Source organism: Brevundimonas sp. GW821-FHT02A10, from assembly GCF_059422025.1.
Genome location: NZ_JBWKWC010000001.1, coordinates 949,522 through 967,602 on the forward strand (window position 1 = coordinate 949,522; position 18,081 = coordinate 967,602).

Genomic DNA, 18,081 nt, shown 5'->3' on the forward strand with positions numbered 1-18,081 from the left:
CGGGACGCGCCGTTTCTTTTTGGACCAAAGGAATCCCGGCGCTCAAGCAGCGAGGCTCCGCGAGCCGAGCGGTAGCGCTGCGCGAAGCGCCCTCGAAGAAGCGGCTCTTCGCCGCTACTTCGAGATTCTAAGTCTTGTGATGTCGCGACCGATGGCGGCGAAGGAGGCGCTGAGGTCGGCGCCCGAGGCCGGCAGGAAGGCATAATCCGGGCCGGTGGCGCAGTCCGCCAGAATGTCAGCGGCGTCGCTGCCCTTGGTCACGCTGAACCCGACCGTATAGACGATGATGTCCTGGGCCTTGATCGCGGTGCACAGGGCCGCGGCCTGGGTGAAGGGGTCGCCGTTGGTGGCGTTGCAGTTGATGTGATCGGACGCACTGCCCGAGCCAGAGCCCGCATCACCGGCCAGAACCCCGGTGCAATAGGGGGAGTTGAAATCCCCGTCGGTCATCAGGATGACGGCCTTCAGGGTGTCGCGGGGCACATTGGGACCCGCCGGATTCGAAGACCACAGGGCGTTGAAGTTCGGCGACACCGTATACCAGCCCCAGGCCAGACCGATCTGGCCCGCGGTCGAGCCGGTCACGGTCAGGCCGGTGATCAGGTTCTTCAGCGTGGTCCTGTTGTCGGTCAGCGGCTGGATGGTCGCCGAGGGGCAGGGGTTGTTCGACGAGGCGTAGTTGCGGCCGACCTTGGCGCTGGACGGCGAGGCGTCGGTATAGCGCTGGGCCCCCGTCCGCTCGGACACGCAGGTGCTGGTCTGGAAGGCCGTCAGGGCGCCGCCGTTGTCGTTGCGGAACACCCGGTACTGACAGCCGTCCATGCCGCACCAGGCCTTGCCGCCCGAGGAATAGGCCGAATAGCCCGAACCGTTCACCCCGATCGAGAAGGTGTTGGTCGTGACATTGGCGATTTCAAAGGGCTTGTCATTGACCAGCGAAGTCGTTCCCGAGGTCAGGCCACTGACGCCGGTGATGTAGACGGTGGTCGGACGGGTGTCGCCGGTGTCCGTCGTCGTCGCCTGCAGGCCGTGCCCGTTGGCCGTGACCACGATCGAACAGTCGGCGACGAGACATTTGGTCACCGTCCCGCCCGACGACCAGGTGCGCCAGTTCGAGGAGGTGTTGACCGCCGAGCCGCTGACGGTTTTCAGCGAGAAGGTGTTGTTGTTGATCTTGGTCACCACATAGGCCTGATCGTTCAGGGTGGTGAACTTGGTCCCGCTGCTGCCCGAACCGCTGGCCAGACCCGTGACCCAGACAGAGTCGCCCGTGCTGAAGCCGTGGGAGCTGGAAGTAATCACCCCGGGACTGGCGTTGCTGAAGCCGGTGATCGTCTTGGCCGTGCCCGTGCTCCAGGCCGCGCCGGTGATCGACACATTGGTCGCCGGCGTGCCCCGCGCGCCATTGGCGTAGGTCCCGACATTGACCCCGATCGAGTAGGGCACGATGGCCATGCGGGTGTAATAGGGCGTCTGCTGGTCCTGGACGACGATATCGACCAGCTGGGCGGCGGCGGTCTTCAGGTCCGCGATGCGCTGACCGGCCATGGAGCCGGTGATGTCGAGCACCAGCCCGACCTCGATGTTCTTGGACGACCGGTTGACCTCGGAATGAGCCCCGACCGGCAGGGTGTCGTCCAGCAGCTTGCCATAGGGCGGCAGGATGATGTTGGCGACCAGGGTCTTCACATTGACCGTGGCGTTGGCGATGACGATCTGGTCGGCGCTCAGGGTGAAGGTGGCGCTGGCCAGGTTGATGTCGGGATAGTTCTGCAGATTGGCCTTCAGGGCCTTGGTTCCAATGGCGGTCAGGTCGGCCTCGGTGGTCGCGCTGGACCGGGCGGCCGCCAGGGTCGCGGCGTCCAGGGCGTCCTGCAGGTTCGCCCGCACGGTGGCGGCGCGGTTGATGTCGACCCCGCCCATGGTGATCATCACCAGGACCGGCAAGCTGATGGCGAAGATCATCGCCACATTGCCGCGCGTGGCGGCGCCGAAGCGTCGGGCGAACGCCCGCGCAGCCTGCCCCTGCCGCTTGATCCAGTTCCCGACGCCCATGGCCTTTTCGCACATCCCCAAACGGGCGCACGGGCCCGCAATCGCGAAGCCATACCGTAAAGGCGGTTAAGGGAAGCCGTACCGCGGACGGTTAACGCCGCCGGAATCGCGTTCCGGCGGCGTGACTTAGGTTACAGGCATGAAGCCGAAACCGGGCCCTCAGGTTTCCGACCAGCCGCAGTCCTTGCCGCGGTTCTGCTCGGTCAGCCAAGCGTTCAGCGGGGCGAAGTAGTCGATGATGGCCGTGGCGTCGTTGCCGGTCTCGCCGGTGAAGGCCTGCATCGCTTCGGGCCAGGGCTTCGACTGACCCATTTCCAGCATGGCGTTGAAGCGGCGACCGACCTCTTCATTGCCATAGGTCGAGCAGCGGTGCAGCGGGCCGGTCCAGCCCTCCATCTTGCAGGCCGCGCGCTGGAACTGGAACTGGTAGATCGCGGCCAGGAAGTAGCGGGTATAGGGCACGGCGGCCGGCACATGGTATTTCGCCCCGGGGTCGAAGGCGTCGGCGGGACGCGGTCCAGGCGCGACAAGACCCTGATATTTCAGCATGTCCGCGTTCCAGGCGGCGTTATACTGGTCCGGCGTCGTTTCGCCCGAGAACACGCCCCAGCGCCAGCGGTCGACCATCAGACCGAACGGCAGGAAGGCGATCTTGTCCAGCGCCATCTTGAGCAGGAAGGGGATGTCCTCGTCCTCGCCCGGCGTCGTCTTCAGCAGGCCGATCTGGTTCAGATAGGTGGGCGTCAGGGCCGACAGACCGATGAAGTCGCCGATCGCCTCGTGGAAGCCGTCGTTAGCCCCGTTGCGGAACAGCATGGGCTGATCCTTGTAGGCGCGCTGATAGTAGTTGTGCCCCAGCTCGTGGTGCACGGTGTAGAAGTCGTCGGCATTGACCTGGGTGCACATCTTGATGCGCACGTCCTCGAGGTTGTCGACGTCCCAGGCCGAGGCATGGCAGACGACCTCGCGGTCGCGCGGGCGCACGATCTGGGACCGTTCCCAGAAGGTCTGGGGCAGGGCCGCGAGGCCCAGCGACTTGTAGAAACCCTCGCCCGTCTGGACCATTTTCGTCGCGTCATAGTTCGCGTCGGTCAACAGCTTGGTCAGGTCGTAGCTGCTCTGGCCGCCGGTCGCCGGGGCGACGACGTCATAGATATTCCCCCACTGCTGCGACCACATGTTTCCCAGCAGGTCGGCGCGGATCGGGCCGGTCTTCGGCTGGACCGCATCGCCGTATTTGGCGTTCAGCCGCGCCCGGACATAGCAGTGCAGGTTCACATAGAAGGGCTTCACCTGCGCCCACAGCCGGTCGGTCTCTTTCGCGAAATCGTCGGGCGCCATGTCATAGCCGGCGCGCCACATCGCCCCGGTGTCGGCGAAGCCCAGCTCGCGCGAGCCCTCATTGGCGATCTCGACCATGCGGGCGTAGTCGGGCTTCATCACCGGCGAGATGGTGCGCCAGCCTTCGTACAGGGCTTTGGTCTCGGCCGGATCGCGGCTCTCGGCGATCAGGACATTGGCGTCATCGAGGGTGATTTCCTTGCCCTTGAACGCGAACTTGCCGGTCGAATAAGTCGAATCCAGACGGGTCGTGATCTGGGCCAGCTCAGCGGCCGCGCCCGGGCGGTTGGGCGCCGGCAGGACGATGCCGAGCCGCAGCAGGTTCAGCTTGCGCCGCACATCGGCGGGGACCTGAACATCGTTGAAGCGGGCGGCCTCATTGGCCAGCTGGACCTGCAGCTCGGTTACCTCGGCATTGACCTTGGCCTCCAGCCACATGGTGTCGAAGGTGATGTTGGTGGCCCGGGTCCAGGCGACACGCTGCTGGTATTCGCTGATCGTCGCCAGCTTCGTCTCGGCCTCGGCGATGAAGGCGGTCGCGCCCTCGGCGGTCACGGGCTGTTCGTCGACAGCGGGCGCGGCGGAGCCGGCGGCGTCGACGGCAGCGCCCCCGGCGACGGCGTCGTCAGCGGCAACTTCGACGGCCGGATCGGCGGTGGTGGCGCAGGCAGCGAGACCCAGAGCGGCGGCGGCGACGGCGGCCAACAGATATGTTTTCATGAAACCCTCTCCAGCAAGGCGAGCAAGGAAGGCTTCGTCGCCGGTTCCGTCAAGGGCGCCCGACTAGCGCGGGTAGACGCAGGTCCCCAGCCCCTGAACCCGCACGGCCCGGGCTGCCGCCTGAATGCGCGCCGCACGGCGTCGGACATAGGGCCCTGGCTTGGCCGCGTCATAGCGGCGCGGGCTTGGCAGGATGGCCGCCAGCCGGGCCGCCTGCTGCGGCGTCAGATCGCGCGCCGACTTGCCGAACCAGTGCTGCGAGGCAGCCTCGGCGCCATAGACGCCCGGCGCCCATTCGGCGACGTTCAGATAGGTCTCCATGATCCGGCGCTTGCCCCAGACGCCTTCGATCAGGACGGTGTAGCCCGCCTCCAGACCTTTCCTGACCCAGTCACGCGACGGCCAGAGGAAGACGTTCTTGGCGGTCTGCTGGCTGATGGTCGAACCGCCCCGGATCTTTCCGCCGTCATCGTTATGGTCCAGCGCCTTCTGGATGGCCTTGAAGTCGAAGCCACTGTGCGAACAGAAGCGCGCGTCCTCGGCGCCGATGGCCGAATAGACGAGGTTGGGCGAGATGTCGTTCAGACCCCGCCAGCGGTAGTCCAGACCTTTGCCGCCGACCAGTTGCTGCACCATCAGCACGGTCATCGGCGGCGGCAGGACGGCATGGACCAGCACCCCTCCAATCGGCAGGAAGCACAGCACCGGGAAGATGATCAGAAACGGACGGCTGCGCCGCCCGAGCTTTGGAACCCCGAACATGGCCCCATGTTCGTCATCCCGGCCCCCAAGGCAAGAGTGCTGGCAAGGCTCAGTGCTGGTTCACGTCCCACAGGAAGATCACCGCCAACCCGACGAGCAGCACCGCCACGATGATGCCGACGACAAGACAGCCGTAGGCGCCGACCGGGGTCTCGGCCGGCCTGTTCGCCTGTGTCCGGGTCTTGCGCGGACGGTCGCCGGTCCTGGGGCTCATGAACGGACGATGCGGCCGAATCCGGTTCGGTGTCGAGCGGTCAGGCCTCGGCGACCCCGGCGGCGCCGTCTTCATCGGCCCAGGCGACGCGCTGGCCGTTCGGGCTCATGGCCAGGGCGCAGATGGCGGCGCCGCGTTCGGCCTTGAGGAACCGCAGCCCCTGCCCGGCCGGATCGGCCCACCAGACGCGGCCGTCGCTGAGACCGGCCGCCATGACGCCATGCTTCGGCTGGCCGGCGACCAGGGTCACCAGACTGCCCTCGTCATAGCCGATCTCGGTCGCCTCCTTGCCCATCGGGCCGTTAGCGCCGACGAAGGGCCAGAGCACCGCGCCCTGCGCCCCCGAGGTGGCCATCAGCCGGCCGTCGGACAGGAAGGCGACGCTGCGCACCTTGGACGGATAGCCGCCCATTCGCATATCCCTGGAATCCTTCAGCCGCCAGCCATGCAGCTGGGCGTCCTGCATGGTCGAGATCAGGAAGTTTCCGTCGGGCGAGAAGGCGATGCCGGTGTGCGACCCGGCCCATTTCAGCAGCGTCGGCTTCTGCTGCGCGATCCGGGCGTACCACAGGGCCGCGCCGCCGTAGGTCGACGTCGCGATGCGGCGGCCCTTCGGATCGAAGGCCACGCCCGAGACCGTCCGCTCATGCTCGAAGTCGCGGCGGAAGCCCATGTCGGTGGCGTCGATCACCGACAGGGTCTTGCCCGAGGAGAAGGCGATCAGCTTCGTCTCGGCCGAGGCGTCGATGGCGTCGACCCACTGGTTCCTCGCCGAGGTGGCCAGGACCCCGGCCTCCATCTTGCGGCTCCAGATCACCCGGCCGTCGTCGCCGCCGGTGACGATGCCGTCGCCCGAGGGGTGCAGGGCCGCGCACAGAATCGCCCCGTCGTGGACCGAATTATACGACCCGTCCTCGAACCGTACCGACCCGTCGCCCAAGGCAAAGACGGCGCCGTCCTTGTCGAACAGGGCGGCGGTGATCTGGGCGTCGAAGGCGAACTGGCTCATGCCTGTGACATAGAGGTCCGGACGCCGGGGTCAACGCCGGACCTTGACGTCGCGGCTCCCTCTGACGACGCTCGGGAAAACGGGGGGGACCATCATGACCACACGCAAACGCCACGCCGTGACGGCGGCGCTCGTTCTCGGGCTCGTCGGAGCCGCAGGCGCGGCTTCGGCGCAAGCCCTGTTCCAGCGGGACAACGCCGCCTGGCTGGAGCTGGGTTGGGCCGGTGGTGCGAAATACTCCGTCCTGCCCACCAGCATCGTGCGCGACGGCGCGACGGTGCGTTTCACCATGAAGGCCGACATCCCGCCGTCGCCGGACGGGACCAGCGTCAGCACGGTCGTCGCCGAAGCGCTTGTCGATTGCGAGACCCCGGCGATCGGCACGGGAACCACCGACTTCTACAACGCCACGGCCTTCATGCGGACTGTGCAGGAGGGGAGCGCTCCCGTTCCCGTCCCGGCCAGCGACCCCGGTCAGACCCTGCTGATCGACCACGTCTGCAAGAGCTGAGCGCCGATCAGGCGGCACAGCCCTCGAAACCGGCGCGGATCGCGGCCTCGTCGAGATCGCGGCCGATGAAGACGGCGCGGGACCAGCGGCGTTCGGTCGGTCCCCATTCGCGCTGCAGATCACCCTCAAGGATCATGTGCACGGCCTGGAAGACCAGACGGCGCTCCTCGCCCTCGACGCTGATGATGCCCTTGGCGCGCAGGATGTTCTGGCCCTGCTCGCCCAGCAGCCGGTCCAGCCAGGCGGTGAATTTCTGACCGTTCAGCGCGCCGTCGACCGAGACCGAGATGCCCTTGATGTCGTCCTCATGGGCGTGACCGCGCGCGCCGTGAGCGTGGTCATGATCGTGGTCGTGTCCGTGATGATCGTGGTCATGACCGTCGTGGTCGTGGTGATGGTGGTCATGGCCGCAGTGTTCGTCGTGGACGTGGCCGGCCTCGCCATGGGCGGGGTTGGCGAACTCGGGATTGATGTCGAGGATCCGCTCCAGATCGAAGCCATGCAGGCCCAGAACCTGATCCAGCGGCACATTGGCCCGTTCGGCGCGGGTGATGGGGGCGAGCGGGTTCAGCTTGCGCAGCCGCTGCTCGACCGCGACCAGTTCTTCTTCCGAGGCCAGATCGACCTTGTTCAGGATGATGCGGTCGGCGAAGGCCACCTGCTCGCGCGCCTCTTTCGAGTCGTCGAGACGCGCCATGACGTGTTTGGCGTCGACCAGAGCGGTGACGCTGTCCAGCTGGGTCTTGGCCTTGACGTCCTCGTCGACGAAGAAGGTCTGGGCCACCGGACCCGGATCGGCCAGACCTGTGGTCTCCACGATGATGGCGTCGAAGGCCGGCTTGCCGGGGCGCTGGCGCTTCATCAGGCCGGCGACGACGCGGATCAGGTCGCCGCGCACCGTGCAGCAGACGCAGCCGTTGTTCATCTCGAACACGTCCTCGTCGGCGCCGACGACGAGATCGTTGTCGATGCCGATCTCGCCGAACTCATTGACGATGACAGCGTACCGCTTGCCGTGGTCCTCGGTCAGGATCCGGTTCAGCAGCGTCGTCTTGCCCGCCCCGAGATAGCCGGTCAGGACGGTGACGGGGATCTTGCCATTGGTGGCGGCGGAGGAGGCGGGGGCGTCGAGGGTCGAGGTCATGCGCCGCTAGATGGCGGTTCCCCCCCGGGAAGGGAAGAGGCCCGCCTTCCAGTTCGTGGTCCTAGTTCGTCGGACGCGCCGAGGTCAGCGATCCATACAGGTCCGTCCGCCGATCACGGAAGAAGCCCCAGGCCGCGCGATACCGATCCAGTTCGGCCAGATCGAAGGTGTGAACCAGAGCGCCCTCGTCTTCGGCGCCGAAGCTCTCGACCAGTTCGCCCTGCTGATCGGCGATGAAGGAATGGCCGTAGAAGGTCTGGCCAACCGGGGTCACCGTCTCATGGCCGATCCGGTTGGCGCCGACCACGGGGATGGCGTTCGAGACCGCATGGCCCTGCATGGCCCGCCGCCAGGGCTGGGCGGTATGCAGGCTGGCGTCATGCGGCTCGGTGCCGATGGCGGTCGGATACATAAGGACATCGGCGCCCATCAGGGCCATGGCCCGCGCGGCCTCGGGGAACCACTGGTCCCAGCAGATGCCGACCCCGACCTTGCCGAAGCGGGTACTCCAGACCTTGAAGCCCGTATCTCCCGGGCGGAAATAGTATTTTTCCTGATATCCCGGGCCATCCGGAATGTGGCTCTTGCGATAGACGCCCAGAGGCGAACCGTCGGCGTCCAGCATGACGATGGAGTTGTAGTAGTGCGGTCCCTCCTTCTCGAAGATCGAGACGGGGATGGCGACGCCCAGATCCTTGGCGACCTCGGCCATGGCGATCACCGCCGGATGCTCACGCCACGGGTAGGCGGTGCCGAACCAGTGCTCCTCCTGCGAGACGCAGAAATACGGCCCCTGGAACAGTTCCGACGGCAGGATCACCTGCGCGCCCTTCGACGCCGCCTGCTTCACCAGATCAACGGTCTTGGCGATGTTCGCGGTCATGTCCTCGCCGTAGGACGTCTGCAGGCCGGCGACGGAAATCGTGCGGGTCATCAGGCGGGCTCCTGCTGGGAGATGCAGTGGAAGGATCCGCCGCCGGTCAGGATGGCCTTGGACGGCAGGGGGATGATCTCGTGGTCGGGGAACACCGTCGACAGCGCCTCACAGGCCAGACGCGCGGCCATGGCGTTGCCGTAGGTCGGCACGACCACGGCGCCGTTGGCGATGAGGAAATTCATGTGGCTGGCCGGGATCGGGCGTTCGTCAGCGTCGACCACCATGCCCGGCGACGGGATGCGCAGAACCTTCAGCGGCGTGCCTTCGGCATCGGTCGAGGCGGTGATCGCGGCGGCGCAGGCGTCATAGGCCTCGGCGTTCGGATCGTTCAGGCCGAAGGCGATGGGGCAGGCGACCACGCCCGGCGCGACGAAGCGGGCCAGGTTGTCGACGTGACCGTCGGTGTGGTCGTTGAGCAGGCCGTCGCCCAGCCAGATGATCTTGCGCGCACCGAGCGCTTCTTCGAGTGCGATGCCAGCGACGTTCTCGGTCCAGCCGGCGTTGCGGTTGGGATTGAGCAGGCACTGGCGCGTGGTCAGGATGGTCCCCAGACCGTCGTGGTCCAGCGAACCGCCTTCCAGAATGGCGCTGTGCCGCGTCAGGGGCGTGCCCGAATAGTCGCCGATCTGCGCCGCGACCTCGGTGTCGTGCTCATAGACGTATTTCTCGCCCCAGCCGTTGAATTCGAAGGCGGCGGCGGTCTTCGAACCGGGACCGAAGATCGGGCCGGTGTCGCGCAGCCAGATGTCGCCGAACAGGCCGGGGACGATGGTCACGCCCTCGACGCCCGCGAAGCGCGCCTGCGCGTCGGCCAGAGCCTCTTCGTTGCCGATCATGAGTCGGACCTGTTCGCGGCCCGGACCGGCCAGGGCGCGGACAAGCCCCTCGACCTCGGACTGCGCCTGTTCGAAGTCCTCGCCCCACAGGTCCTCATGGCTCGGCCAGCCGACCCACATGGCCCGGTGCGGGGCCCATTCGGCGGGAATGACTTGCGACATGGGCGACGAAATCCAGAGAAGCGGCGCGGGGCCGGAAGCGGGTCCAGATAGACATCCGACCCTGTCGTTTCAATGACAAGGACGGCTTTGGCAGCCCTAGAGGAAGCTGTAGGGATCCACGTCGATGGTCAGCCGGACGGAGGCCGGAACCTTCACCCGGGCCAGCCAGGCGCGCAGGAAGCCCTGCAGATCGACGTCGCGGTCGGCCCGGACCAGCAGCCGCTTACGTCGCCGCCCGCGGATCAGGGCGAGAGGGGCGTCGGCGGGACCGTAGACCTCCAGCCGCTCGGCGTTGGGAATGGACTGGGCCAGGGCCTCGGCCGTCTTTTCCACCGCCACGGCGTTCTCGCCCGACAGGATCAGGGCCGCCAGCCGTCCGAAGGGCGGCAGAGACGCCGCCTCCCGCTCGTCCATCTCGGCCTCGACGAAGCCGTCGCGATCGCCCGCCGCCAGCGCCTTCAGCACCGGATGCTCGGGCGTCCAGGTCTGCAGCAGGGCCCGGCCCGGGATTTCCGCCCGCCCGGCCCGACCCGTGGCCTGGGTCAGGAGCTGGAAGGTCCGTTCGGCCGCCCTCAGGTCGCCGCCGCGCAGGCCCAGATCGGCATCCACGACCCCCACCAGCGTCAGCTTGGGGAAGTTGTGCCCCTTGGCCGCCGCCTGGGTGGCCACGAGGATGTCGATCTCGCCGTTGATCATCGACTGGATCAGGGCCCGCGCCGCCTTCGCGTCCGGCACGGTGTCGGAGCTGAACACCGATGTCCGCGCCTCGGGGAAGAGGGCCTTCACCTCCTCCTCGACCCGTTCGACGCCCGGCCCCACGGCGACCAGCGAGTCCGACGCCCCGCAGGACGGGCAGACCTTGGGCCGGGCCATGGAGAAGCCGGTCAGGTGGCAGACGAGACGGCCGGTGTAGCGGTGCTCGACCAGCCAGCTGTCGGTGTCCGGCGCCGTCAGCCGGTGCCCGCAGGCCCGGCACAGGACCACGGGCGCATAGCCGCGGCGGTTCAGGAACAGCAGGGTCTGTTCGCCCTTCAGCAGGGTCTCGCCGATGGCCTCCCGGAGCGGCTGCGACAGCCAGGTCTGGGGATCGGGCGGGTTCTGGCGCAGGTCCAGCAGGCGGATGTCGGGCAGGACCGCCGTCCCGTGCCGCGCGCCGAGCTTCAGCCAGCGATAGCGGCCCTGACCTGCGTTGAAGAGGGTCTCCAGCGACGGGGTCGCCGAGGCCAGCACCACCGCCGCCCCCTCGATCCGCGCCCGCGCCACGGCGAGGTCGCGGCCGTGATAGACGAGGCCTTCCTCCTGTTTGAACGAGCTGTCGTGCTCCTCGTCGACAACGATCAGCTTCAGGTTCACGAAAGGCAGGAACAGGGCAGAGCGCGCCCCGACCACGATGTTGCAGCGACCCGCGACCACCGCCTCCCAGACCTGACGTCGGCGGGGCGGGGCGATCCCCGAATGCCATTCGGCCGGGTCGGCGCCGAAGCGGTCCGCCAGCCGGGCGATCAGGGCCTGTGTAAGCGCGATCTCGGGCAACAGGATCAGGATCTGGGCCGTCGGATCGGCCTTCAGCGTTCGCGCCACGGCTTCCAGATAGGCCTCGGTCTTGCCCGAGCCGGTGACACCGTCCAGCAGGAAGGGGGCGAAACCGCCGGCCTCCACCGCCTCCGCGATCGCCGTCGCCGAAGCGGCCTGATCCGCATTCAGGGTCGAGGGCGCATGGTCGGGGTCGGGCGCATCGAAGGCGGCGACCGCCTCGATCTCGATGATCTCCAGCACGCCCTCGTCGACCAGCCCCTTGACCACACCCGAAGACACCGCCGCCGCCCGCGCCAGATCCGGACCCGGCATCGACCGGCTTCCCAACGCCGCCAGCACCGCCGTCCGTGAGGTTGTGGGTCGCGCAGGCTCCCGTCCCTCGACCCGGCGCACCCGACGCTCGGGCTTCGGCCGCGGCGCGCGCAGACCCTTCAGGGCGGTCGAGGCCATCTCGCCCGGTGCGTTCAGGGTCCAGCGGGCGGCCCATTCGACGAAATCCACCGTCCCTGACGGCAGGCGCGGGTCGTCCAGCACCATCTCCACGGCCTTCAATCGCCGGTTCGAGCCGGTGGTCTCGCGCACCTCGGACACGATGCCGCGCATCAGCCGGGGCCCCAGCGGCACGGCGACCTGATCGCCGCGCTCCACCGCCATATCGGCCGCGACCTCATAGTCGAAGGCTTCCGGCACCGGCAGCGGAATGAGGACGGATGCGACTTTCAAGACCGGCCCGCCTCGGCTAGAAACCCCGCCATGAAACTCTTCCTCGACACCGCCGACGTCGCCGTCATCAAGGACATGCTGCCCACCGGGATGGTGGACGGCGTGACCACCAATCCTACGCTGATCGCCAAGTCGGGGAGAAACATCGCCGAGGTCATCGCTGAAATCTGCGCCCTGGTCGAGGGGCCGATCTCGGCCGAGGCCGTCGCGACCGATTTCGAGACCATGGTCAAGGAAGGCGACAAGCTCGCTGCCATCGCCCCGAACGTCGTGGTCAAGCTGCCTCTGACCTGGGACGGGCTGCGCGCCGCGCGTAACTTCACCGACAAGGGCATCAAGACCAACGTCACCCTGTGCTTCTCCGCCGCCCAGGCCATGCTGGCCGCCAAGGCCGGCGCAACCTTCATCTCGCCCTTCGTCGGCCGTCTGGAAGACCACGGCGCCGACGGCATCGGCCTGCTGGAGGAAATCCGCGTCCTCTATGATCTGCATGGTTTCGAGACCCAGATTCTGGCCGCGTCCCTGCGCAACCCGGGTCACGTATCGGCCGCGGCTGTGGCGGGATCGGACGCAGCGACCCTTCCGGCTGACGTTTTCAAGGCCCTCGTCAAGCACCCCTTAACCGACAAGGGGCTTGATCAATTCCTGGCGGACTGGGGCAAGACCGGTCAGTCGATCCTGTAGCATCCGGCCCGGCGTTTCCGGGAGGAGACGACGTTGAGCGGCACCCGAGACCTTTTCGCCGAGCTGGAAGCCAGTTCCGAGCCCCATTGGCCGGAGGTGCGCGCCTGGCTGCAGGCCAATCCGCAGATCCTGCTCGATGACCGGTCCCTTTTGGAAGAAATCGGGCTGAAGCCGCATGGCCGCAACGTCGTGGACTTCGGCCCCGCCGCCCTGACGAAGCTGGAAGCCGTCGCCAACCGCGAATCGGACGCTCGCAAGCAGATCGAGACGGTCGCCCGCGCCAATTTCGCCGCCCAGACCCAGACCCATGTCGCGGCCCTGGACCTGCTGGAGGCCCGCAACCACTCCGACCTCGCCCGCCGCCTGGATGCGGCCGCTCAAGGGCGCTTCGGCCTCGCCGGCGCCGCTATCGCCCTGGAGAAGCCCGGCGGCGTGCCGTTCGGCTGGCGCGCGCTGGAGGTCGGCGGCGTCGATTCCCTGCTCGGCGACCACGGCCTGACCTGGCTCGGTCCGAATTTCGAAGGCCTCGACCTGTTCGGCGCGACCGATGAACAGGTGAAGTCCGTCGCCCTGATCCGCATGGCCCCGGTCTTCGGCGGTGATCCCGCCGGCGACCTCGGCGGCGCCCGCCACGCCATCTGCGCCTTCGGCTCGCCCGAGGAAGAGGGCTTCACGCCCCAGATGGGCTGCGAACTGGTGGCCTTCATCGCCCGGGTCGTCGAACGCACGGCCGAGCGCTGGCCGATCCTCAATTGAAAACCTCCGGCGAGGTCCTGCTCGCCTGGCTCGAGCATCTGGCGCATGAGCGACGGCTGTCGCCCCGCACGCTGGAGGCCTATGGCCATATCGGGCGGCACTACCTCGGCTTCCTCGAACGCTATCGCGGCGAGCCGCAGTCGTTGGCCGATCTGGGCACGGTCACCGCCGCCGAGGTCCGCGCCCATCTGGCCGAGCGCCGCAGCGGGGAGCATCCGCTGAACGCGCGGTCGCTGGGCCAGACGCTGGCGGCCATCCGGGGCTTTCACGACTTCCTCGACCGCCGCTGCGACACGCCCGCGTCCCAGTTGGCCCTCGTCCGGGGACCGAAGATCAAACCCTCCCTGCCCCGCCCCGTCACCGCCGATCAGGCGCGCGGCCTGATGCAGGAGCCCGAGGCCGATCCTGACGCCGAGCCGTGGGAGGCCGCGCGCGACCGGGCCGTCCTGACCCTGCTTTATGGCTGCGGCCTGCGGATCTCCGAGGGCCTGAGCCTGATCCGGGCCGACGCCCCCCTGCCCGAGACGATCCGCATCGTCGGCAAGGGGTCGAAGACCCGTATCGTTCCCGTCCTGCCCGCCGTCAGGGAGGCGGTGGACGCCTATCTGGCGCTTCAGCCCTTCCCGCTGGAGCCGCGTGACGCCCTGTTCCGGGCCAGACGGGGCGGCCCCCTGAGCCCCCGCCACGTCCAGGCGACGGTGCAGACGCTGCGGGGCCGGCTGGGCCTGCCCGCCAGCGCCACGCCCCACGCCCTGCGCCACTCCTTCGCCACCCACCTGCTGGGCGCCGGGGCCGATTTGAGGTCGATCCAGGAGCTGCTGGGCCACGCCAGCCTGTCGACGACCCAGAAATACACCGCCGTCGACGCCGCCCGGCTGCTCGGCGCCTATGCCGCGGCCCACCCCCGGGCCTAGAAGGGGCGGATGTCCGACGCATCCCTCCCCCACATTCTCGTTCTGCCCGGCCTGCCCGAACTCGCCGACGAGCAGCTGAAGACCGGGTCCTGGACCCTTCATAAAGCCGAAGCCGACGGCTCGCCGCCGACTGACGTTCCGATCAGCGCCGTCGTCGCCTCGGGCGGAACGGCGGTTCCAAACAGCCTGATCGACGCCCTGCCCGAGCTGACGATCATCGCCGTCCACGGCGTCGGCTATGACAGGGTCGATGTCGCCCATGCCCGGTCGCGCGGCGTGATCGTGACCAACACCCCCGACGTGCTCAGCGCCGACGTCGCCGATCTGGCCGTGGCCCTGACCCTGTCGACCCTGCGCCGCCTGCCGGCCGCCGAGCGTTGGCTGCGGGCGGGACACTGGGCCGCCGGGGGAAAATTCCCCCTGGGCCGCAGCGCGACCGGGCTGAGATACGGCATCCTCGGCCTGGGCCGGATCGGGCGGGAGATCGCGCGGCGGCTGGAGCCCTTCGCCGGAGAGATCGCCTACCACAACCGTCGTCCGGTCCCGGATGTCCAATGGCGGCACGCGGCGGACCCGGTCGCCCTCGCGGCCTCGGTCGATGTCCTGATCGTCGCGGTCCCGGGCGGGGCGGCGACGCAGAGGCTGGTCGATGCGCCTGTTCTGGCCGCCCTGGGTCCCGATGGCGTCCTGATCAATATCGCACGCGGTGAAGTCGTGGACGAAGACGCCCTCATCGCGGCCCTCGGCGAAGGCCGGCTGGGCGGCGCGGGACTGGACGTCTTCGCCCATGAGCCGCAGGTTCCCCAGGCCCTCATCGACAGCGACCACTGCGTGCTCACGCCTCACATCGGCTCCGCCACCGTGGAGGCCCGCACCGCCATGGCCGAACTGATGATCGCCAATCTCGAGGCCGTCCTCGCAGGCCATGAGCCGCTGACGCCGGTTCCCTGATTTCCGGCCCTGATCCTCCGCACCCGGAGCTATGAGAACAGCGATTTCGGGATTACACTGGGACCCTAACGCCGCTGGGAGGCGGTCATGAGGTCCTCAGCCGAATACGGCGACGCCTTCACATCCACGCCGCATCCCGAACGCGGGCTCGACCGGCGTGTGCTCGGAGCCGGACTGCTGGGCGCCGGCCTTGGCCTCTTCGCCGCCCCGGCCCTTTCCCAAACCATCCCGCCCCCTTCGGTCCCGCCTGTCCCCGTCCCCTCCGAAGACGAAGAGACGCAACTACTGTCGAACCTGTTCACGCGGATGGCGGTCAGGACGGAGATCAACGGCCGGTCCGGCTTCGCCTTCGTCATGGACACGGGCGCGGGCCGCACCGCCATCGCCCACGATATCGCCGAGGCCCTGCGCCTGCCGCCCGGCCCGCCGATCCTCGTTCATGGCCTGACCTCGGCCGAACTGACCCCGACCGCGAGGATCACCCGGCTGAGCTTCGGCGGGCGGCGCTTCACCGACGTCTATGCCGGCGTCTATCCCCGCAACCTGCTGGGCGCCGATGGCCTGATGGGGCTGGACGTTCTGTCGCGGTTCGCGCTGGAATTCGACCTGGTCAAACGGACGTTGAACGTGATCCCTTCCGGCGGCGACCGCGTCGAGTTCGCGGGCACCGTCTACAGCATGAGCCACATCTCACAAGGCAGCCGGAGCCGCACGCGCATCGGCCGGTTCGGCCAGCTCATCCTGATCAACGCCCGGGTCGACGGGGTCCAGACCGACTGTTTCATCGACAGCGGGGCGCAGCATTCGATCGGCAATCTCGCCCTGTTGCGTGCGGTCGCCCAAGGGATGCTACGCCCGTCGGAGCGGACCGTGGTCCCGGTCTATGGCGTCACCGGCCAGACCATCCTGGCCGAACGGGCCGGCGTCAGCCAGGTGGCTCTCGGAAGCCGCCGGCTGGGGCCGACGCCGCTGTTGTTCGCGGACCTGCACGCCTTCGAGACCCTGGACCTGATCGAGCGTCCGGCCCTGCTTCTGGGCGGCGACATCCTGCAACGCTTCCAGCGGGTGGCGCTGGACTTCGGGCGGCAGCGGATGGATTTCGGCGCGGTGCGCCGCGCCTCGAGCAGCCAGCCCCGACTCTAGGTCAGATCGCGCGCACCGAGCCGCCATCCAGTCGCACCAGGGACCCGGTGACATAGGCGGCGAGAGGGCTGGCGAGGAAGGCGGCGACGGCCCCGAATTCTTCCGTCGTCCCGATGCGTCCGACCGGGATGGAACTCACCGAGGCGGCGCGCGCCTGTTCCGGCGTCTTGCCGGTGCGCTCGGCGGCCGCCTTGTCGAGGCGTTCGATGCGCGGCGTGTCGATGCGGCCCGGCAGCAGGGTGTTGACGGTGATCCCGTCGGCGGCGACCTCGTTCGACAGGGTCTTGGCCCAGGCGGCGATGGAGGCGCGCAGGGTGTTGGAGACGCCCAGGGTCCCGATCGGCTCGACCAGCGACACCGAGGCGACGTTCAGGATCCGGCCCCAGCCCGCCGCCCGCATGGCCGGCAGGACGCGGTCGGTCAGGCGGAAGACCGACAGCACCATCATCTCGAACTGCGCCCGCCACAGCTCGGGATCGAGGCCGACCACACCCGACGGCGGCGGCCCGCCGGTGTTGTTGAGCAGGATCTCGATCGGCCCGCCCAGCGCGGCCTCGGCGACGTCGACAGCGGCCAGCAGGGCGGCGTGGTCCGCCAGATCGGCGGGGGCGATCACCGCCTTGCCCGGCCCCATGGCGTTCAGCTCATCGGCCGCCGCCTGAAGCTTGGACGCATCCCGCGACAGCAGGGCGACATGGACGCCCTCCTTCACCAGAGCCGTCGCCACCGCCAGCCCAAGACCGCTGGACCCGCCGCAGATGAGGGCGCGTTTGCCGGAGATTTTCAGGTCCATCTGACTATCCTTCAGGGAACAGGGAGGTGATCGCAGGCGGGTTCCGCCCCGTCAGCAGCGAGGCAAGAGCGGACGCGACATCATCTGCCATCCCCACCGGCTCATTGCGCAGCGGGAACTGCCGAAATCCGTCAACAAGCCACGGAACAAAGGTCAGGACGCCAAAGTTCAAATCCGCCCTTGATGTCAGACGTACGGCCGTCGCCAGAAAGTCGTCCTCGAGAAACTGGCGCGGGTTCGCCTGATCTGTCGACGCGTCGGACGGCGAGCAGTCCCCGATCTGAACCAGAATTCTGTTCGGTCGATCAGTATCGGCTGACCGCGCCTCGGCCCAGCGCAGAGCTTCCCCGTCGATACCCTCTCGCAGCACGTCGGAAACGAACAACAGCCCGAGGCTGTCCCGCCAGACCGGATCGGCCTTATCGTCGCCGTAGACGACATGCCTGAGTTCGCAGAGTCGGCCGGGAGGACGGGACAGGCAAAGGCGGCGGCGCCAGCGCGCTCGGGCCCGGCCGCCATGCCAGTTTCGGGTAGTGTAGCCGAGCACCTCATACTTCACGCCCCGCGTCGCGAAATAGGCGGTGGCGACATCCACGATCACCCCAGCGGCCAGGGCGTGAGCCCCCTTCATCGAACCCGAGTGATCGACGAGGAAGGTGAAATGGACGTCGGACAGGCCGGCGAGATCATCCATCGACCGGATGGTCTGTTCCAGCGCCTGGCGAAACTCGGACGGCGCCCTGAACACGCCTGTCGCCGCCTCAAGTGCTGGACGGTCACGCGGCGTGATCCGGTTCAGAAGCGTGGTCGATGAAATCACTTCATCGAAATCGGTGGTGTAAATCCGGTAGGGACGCTCGTTCGATCGCGAGCGCCCCCAGCCGAACATC

17 protein-coding genes are annotated in these 18,081 nt (G+C 68.0%); 6 read left to right on the forward strand and 11 right to left on the reverse strand.

Annotation, left to right across the window (positions count from 1 at the left end; all coding sequences use genetic code 11):
• Positions 1-114: 114 nt before the first annotated feature.
• The 5 genes from AC07U0_RS04355 to AC07U0_RS04375 all read right to left on the reverse strand — a co-directional run bounded on the left by AC07U0_RS04355 (position 115) and on the right by AC07U0_RS04375 (position 6,101).
• Entirely contained in the window at positions 115-2,055 is a 1,941-nt protein-coding gene (locus AC07U0_RS04355) for a pilus assembly protein TadG-related protein (protein ID WP_494718791.1), read from the reverse strand.
• Between the two features lie 159 nt (positions 2,056-2,214).
• Positions 2,215-4,116: a M2 family metallopeptidase gene (locus AC07U0_RS04360; RefSeq protein ID WP_494718792.1), complete on the reverse strand. Its 1,902-nt coding sequence runs from the start codon at positions 4,114-4,116 to the stop codon at positions 2,215-2,217.
• A gap of 63 nt (positions 4,117-4,179) precedes the next feature.
• A complete protein-coding gene (gene mtgA / locus AC07U0_RS04365; protein ID WP_494718793.1) occupies positions 4,180-4,878 on the reverse strand; it encodes a monofunctional biosynthetic peptidoglycan transglycosylase in 699 nt (232 codons plus the stop codon).
• 49 nt (positions 4,879-4,927) lie between these two features.
• The gene (locus AC07U0_RS04370; protein ID WP_494718794.1) at positions 4,928-5,092 is read right to left on the reverse strand and encodes a hypothetical protein; all 165 of its coding nucleotides are present in this window, start codon (positions 5,090-5,092) and stop codon (positions 4,928-4,930) included.
• Between the two features lie 40 nt (positions 5,093-5,132).
• A complete protein-coding gene (locus AC07U0_RS04375; RefSeq protein WP_494718795.1) occupies positions 5,133-6,101 on the reverse strand; it encodes a WD40 repeat domain-containing protein in 969 nt (322 codons plus the stop codon).
• Positions 6,102-6,195: 94 nt separating this feature from the next.
• On the opposite strand from AC07U0_RS04375, the gene AC07U0_RS04380 reads away from it, so the two are divergent.
• On the forward strand, positions 6,196-6,612 hold the full coding sequence (locus tag AC07U0_RS04380) for a hypothetical protein (protein WP_494718796.1): 417 nt from the start codon (positions 6,196-6,198) through the stop codon (positions 6,610-6,612).
• Between the two features lie 7 nt (positions 6,613-6,619).
• Here the strand turns inward: AC07U0_RS04380 and AC07U0_RS04385 are convergent, their stop codons facing one another.
• From AC07U0_RS04385 to AC07U0_RS04400, 4 genes are all read right to left on the reverse strand, one after another.
• The gene (locus tag AC07U0_RS04385; RefSeq protein ID WP_494718797.1) at positions 6,620-7,756 is read right to left on the reverse strand and encodes a CobW family GTP-binding protein; all 1,137 of its coding nucleotides are present in this window, start codon (positions 7,754-7,756) and stop codon (positions 6,620-6,622) included.
• A gap of 61 nt (positions 7,757-7,817) precedes the next feature.
• The gene (aguB, locus tag AC07U0_RS04390) at positions 7,818-8,690 is read right to left on the reverse strand and encodes an N-carbamoylputrescine amidase (RefSeq protein ID WP_494718798.1); all 873 of its coding nucleotides are present in this window, start codon (positions 8,688-8,690) and stop codon (positions 7,818-7,820) included.
• Complete coding sequence (locus AC07U0_RS04395) at positions 8,690-9,691, reverse strand: agmatine deiminase family protein (RefSeq protein ID WP_494718799.1); 1,002 nt, start codon at positions 9,689-9,691, stop codon at positions 8,690-8,692. The genes aguB and AC07U0_RS04395 overlap by 1 nt, the downstream gene beginning before the upstream one ends.
• A 96-nt stretch (positions 9,692-9,787) precedes the next feature.
• On the reverse strand, positions 9,788-11,950 hold the full coding sequence (locus tag AC07U0_RS04400) for a primosomal protein N' (protein ID WP_494718800.1): 2,163 nt from the start codon (positions 11,948-11,950) through the stop codon (positions 9,788-9,790).
• Positions 11,951-11,980: 30 nt separating this feature from the next.
• Between AC07U0_RS04400 and fsa the strand changes: the two genes are divergently transcribed.
• The 5 genes from fsa to AC07U0_RS04425 all read left to right on the forward strand — a co-directional run bounded on the left by fsa (position 11,981) and on the right by AC07U0_RS04425 (position 16,398).
• Positions 11,981-12,634, forward strand: coding sequence for a fructose-6-phosphate aldolase (gene fsa, locus AC07U0_RS04405; protein WP_494718801.1), 654 nt, complete (start codon positions 11,981-11,983; stop codon positions 12,632-12,634).
• A gap of 33 nt (positions 12,635-12,667) precedes the next feature.
• Positions 12,668-13,390: a DUF484 family protein gene (locus AC07U0_RS04410; RefSeq protein WP_494718802.1), complete on the forward strand. Its 723-nt coding sequence runs from the start codon at positions 12,668-12,670 to the stop codon at positions 13,388-13,390.
• A complete protein-coding gene (locus AC07U0_RS04415; protein WP_494718803.1) occupies positions 13,387-14,304 on the forward strand; it encodes a tyrosine recombinase XerC in 918 nt (305 codons plus the stop codon). Before AC07U0_RS04410 ends, AC07U0_RS04415 begins: the two co-directional genes overlap by 4 nt.
• Positions 14,305-14,313: 9 nt before the next feature.
• Positions 14,314-15,255 (forward strand): 2-hydroxyacid dehydrogenase, encoded by a 942-nt coding sequence (locus AC07U0_RS04420; protein WP_494718804.1) that lies wholly within the window; start codon positions 14,314-14,316, stop codon positions 15,253-15,255.
• An 87-nt stretch (positions 15,256-15,342) separates the two neighbouring features.
• Positions 15,343-16,398 (forward strand): aspartyl protease family protein, encoded by a 1,056-nt coding sequence (locus tag AC07U0_RS04425; protein ID WP_494718805.1) that lies wholly within the window; start codon positions 15,343-15,345, stop codon positions 16,396-16,398.
• Between the two features lies 1 nt (position 16,399).
• Here AC07U0_RS04425 and AC07U0_RS04430 read toward each other — a convergent pair whose 3' ends face one another.
• Positions 16,400-17,191, reverse strand: coding sequence for an SDR family oxidoreductase (locus AC07U0_RS04430; RefSeq protein WP_494718806.1), 792 nt, complete (start codon positions 17,189-17,191; stop codon positions 16,400-16,402).
• Between the two features lie 4 nt (positions 17,192-17,195).
• Positions 17,196-18,080 carry a cobaltochelatase CobT-related protein gene (locus AC07U0_RS04435; RefSeq protein WP_494718807.1) on the reverse strand — a complete coding sequence of 295 codons (885 nt, stop codon included), beginning with the start codon at positions 18,078-18,080 and terminating at the stop codon, positions 17,196-17,198.
• Position 18,081: the final 1 nt, after the last annotated feature.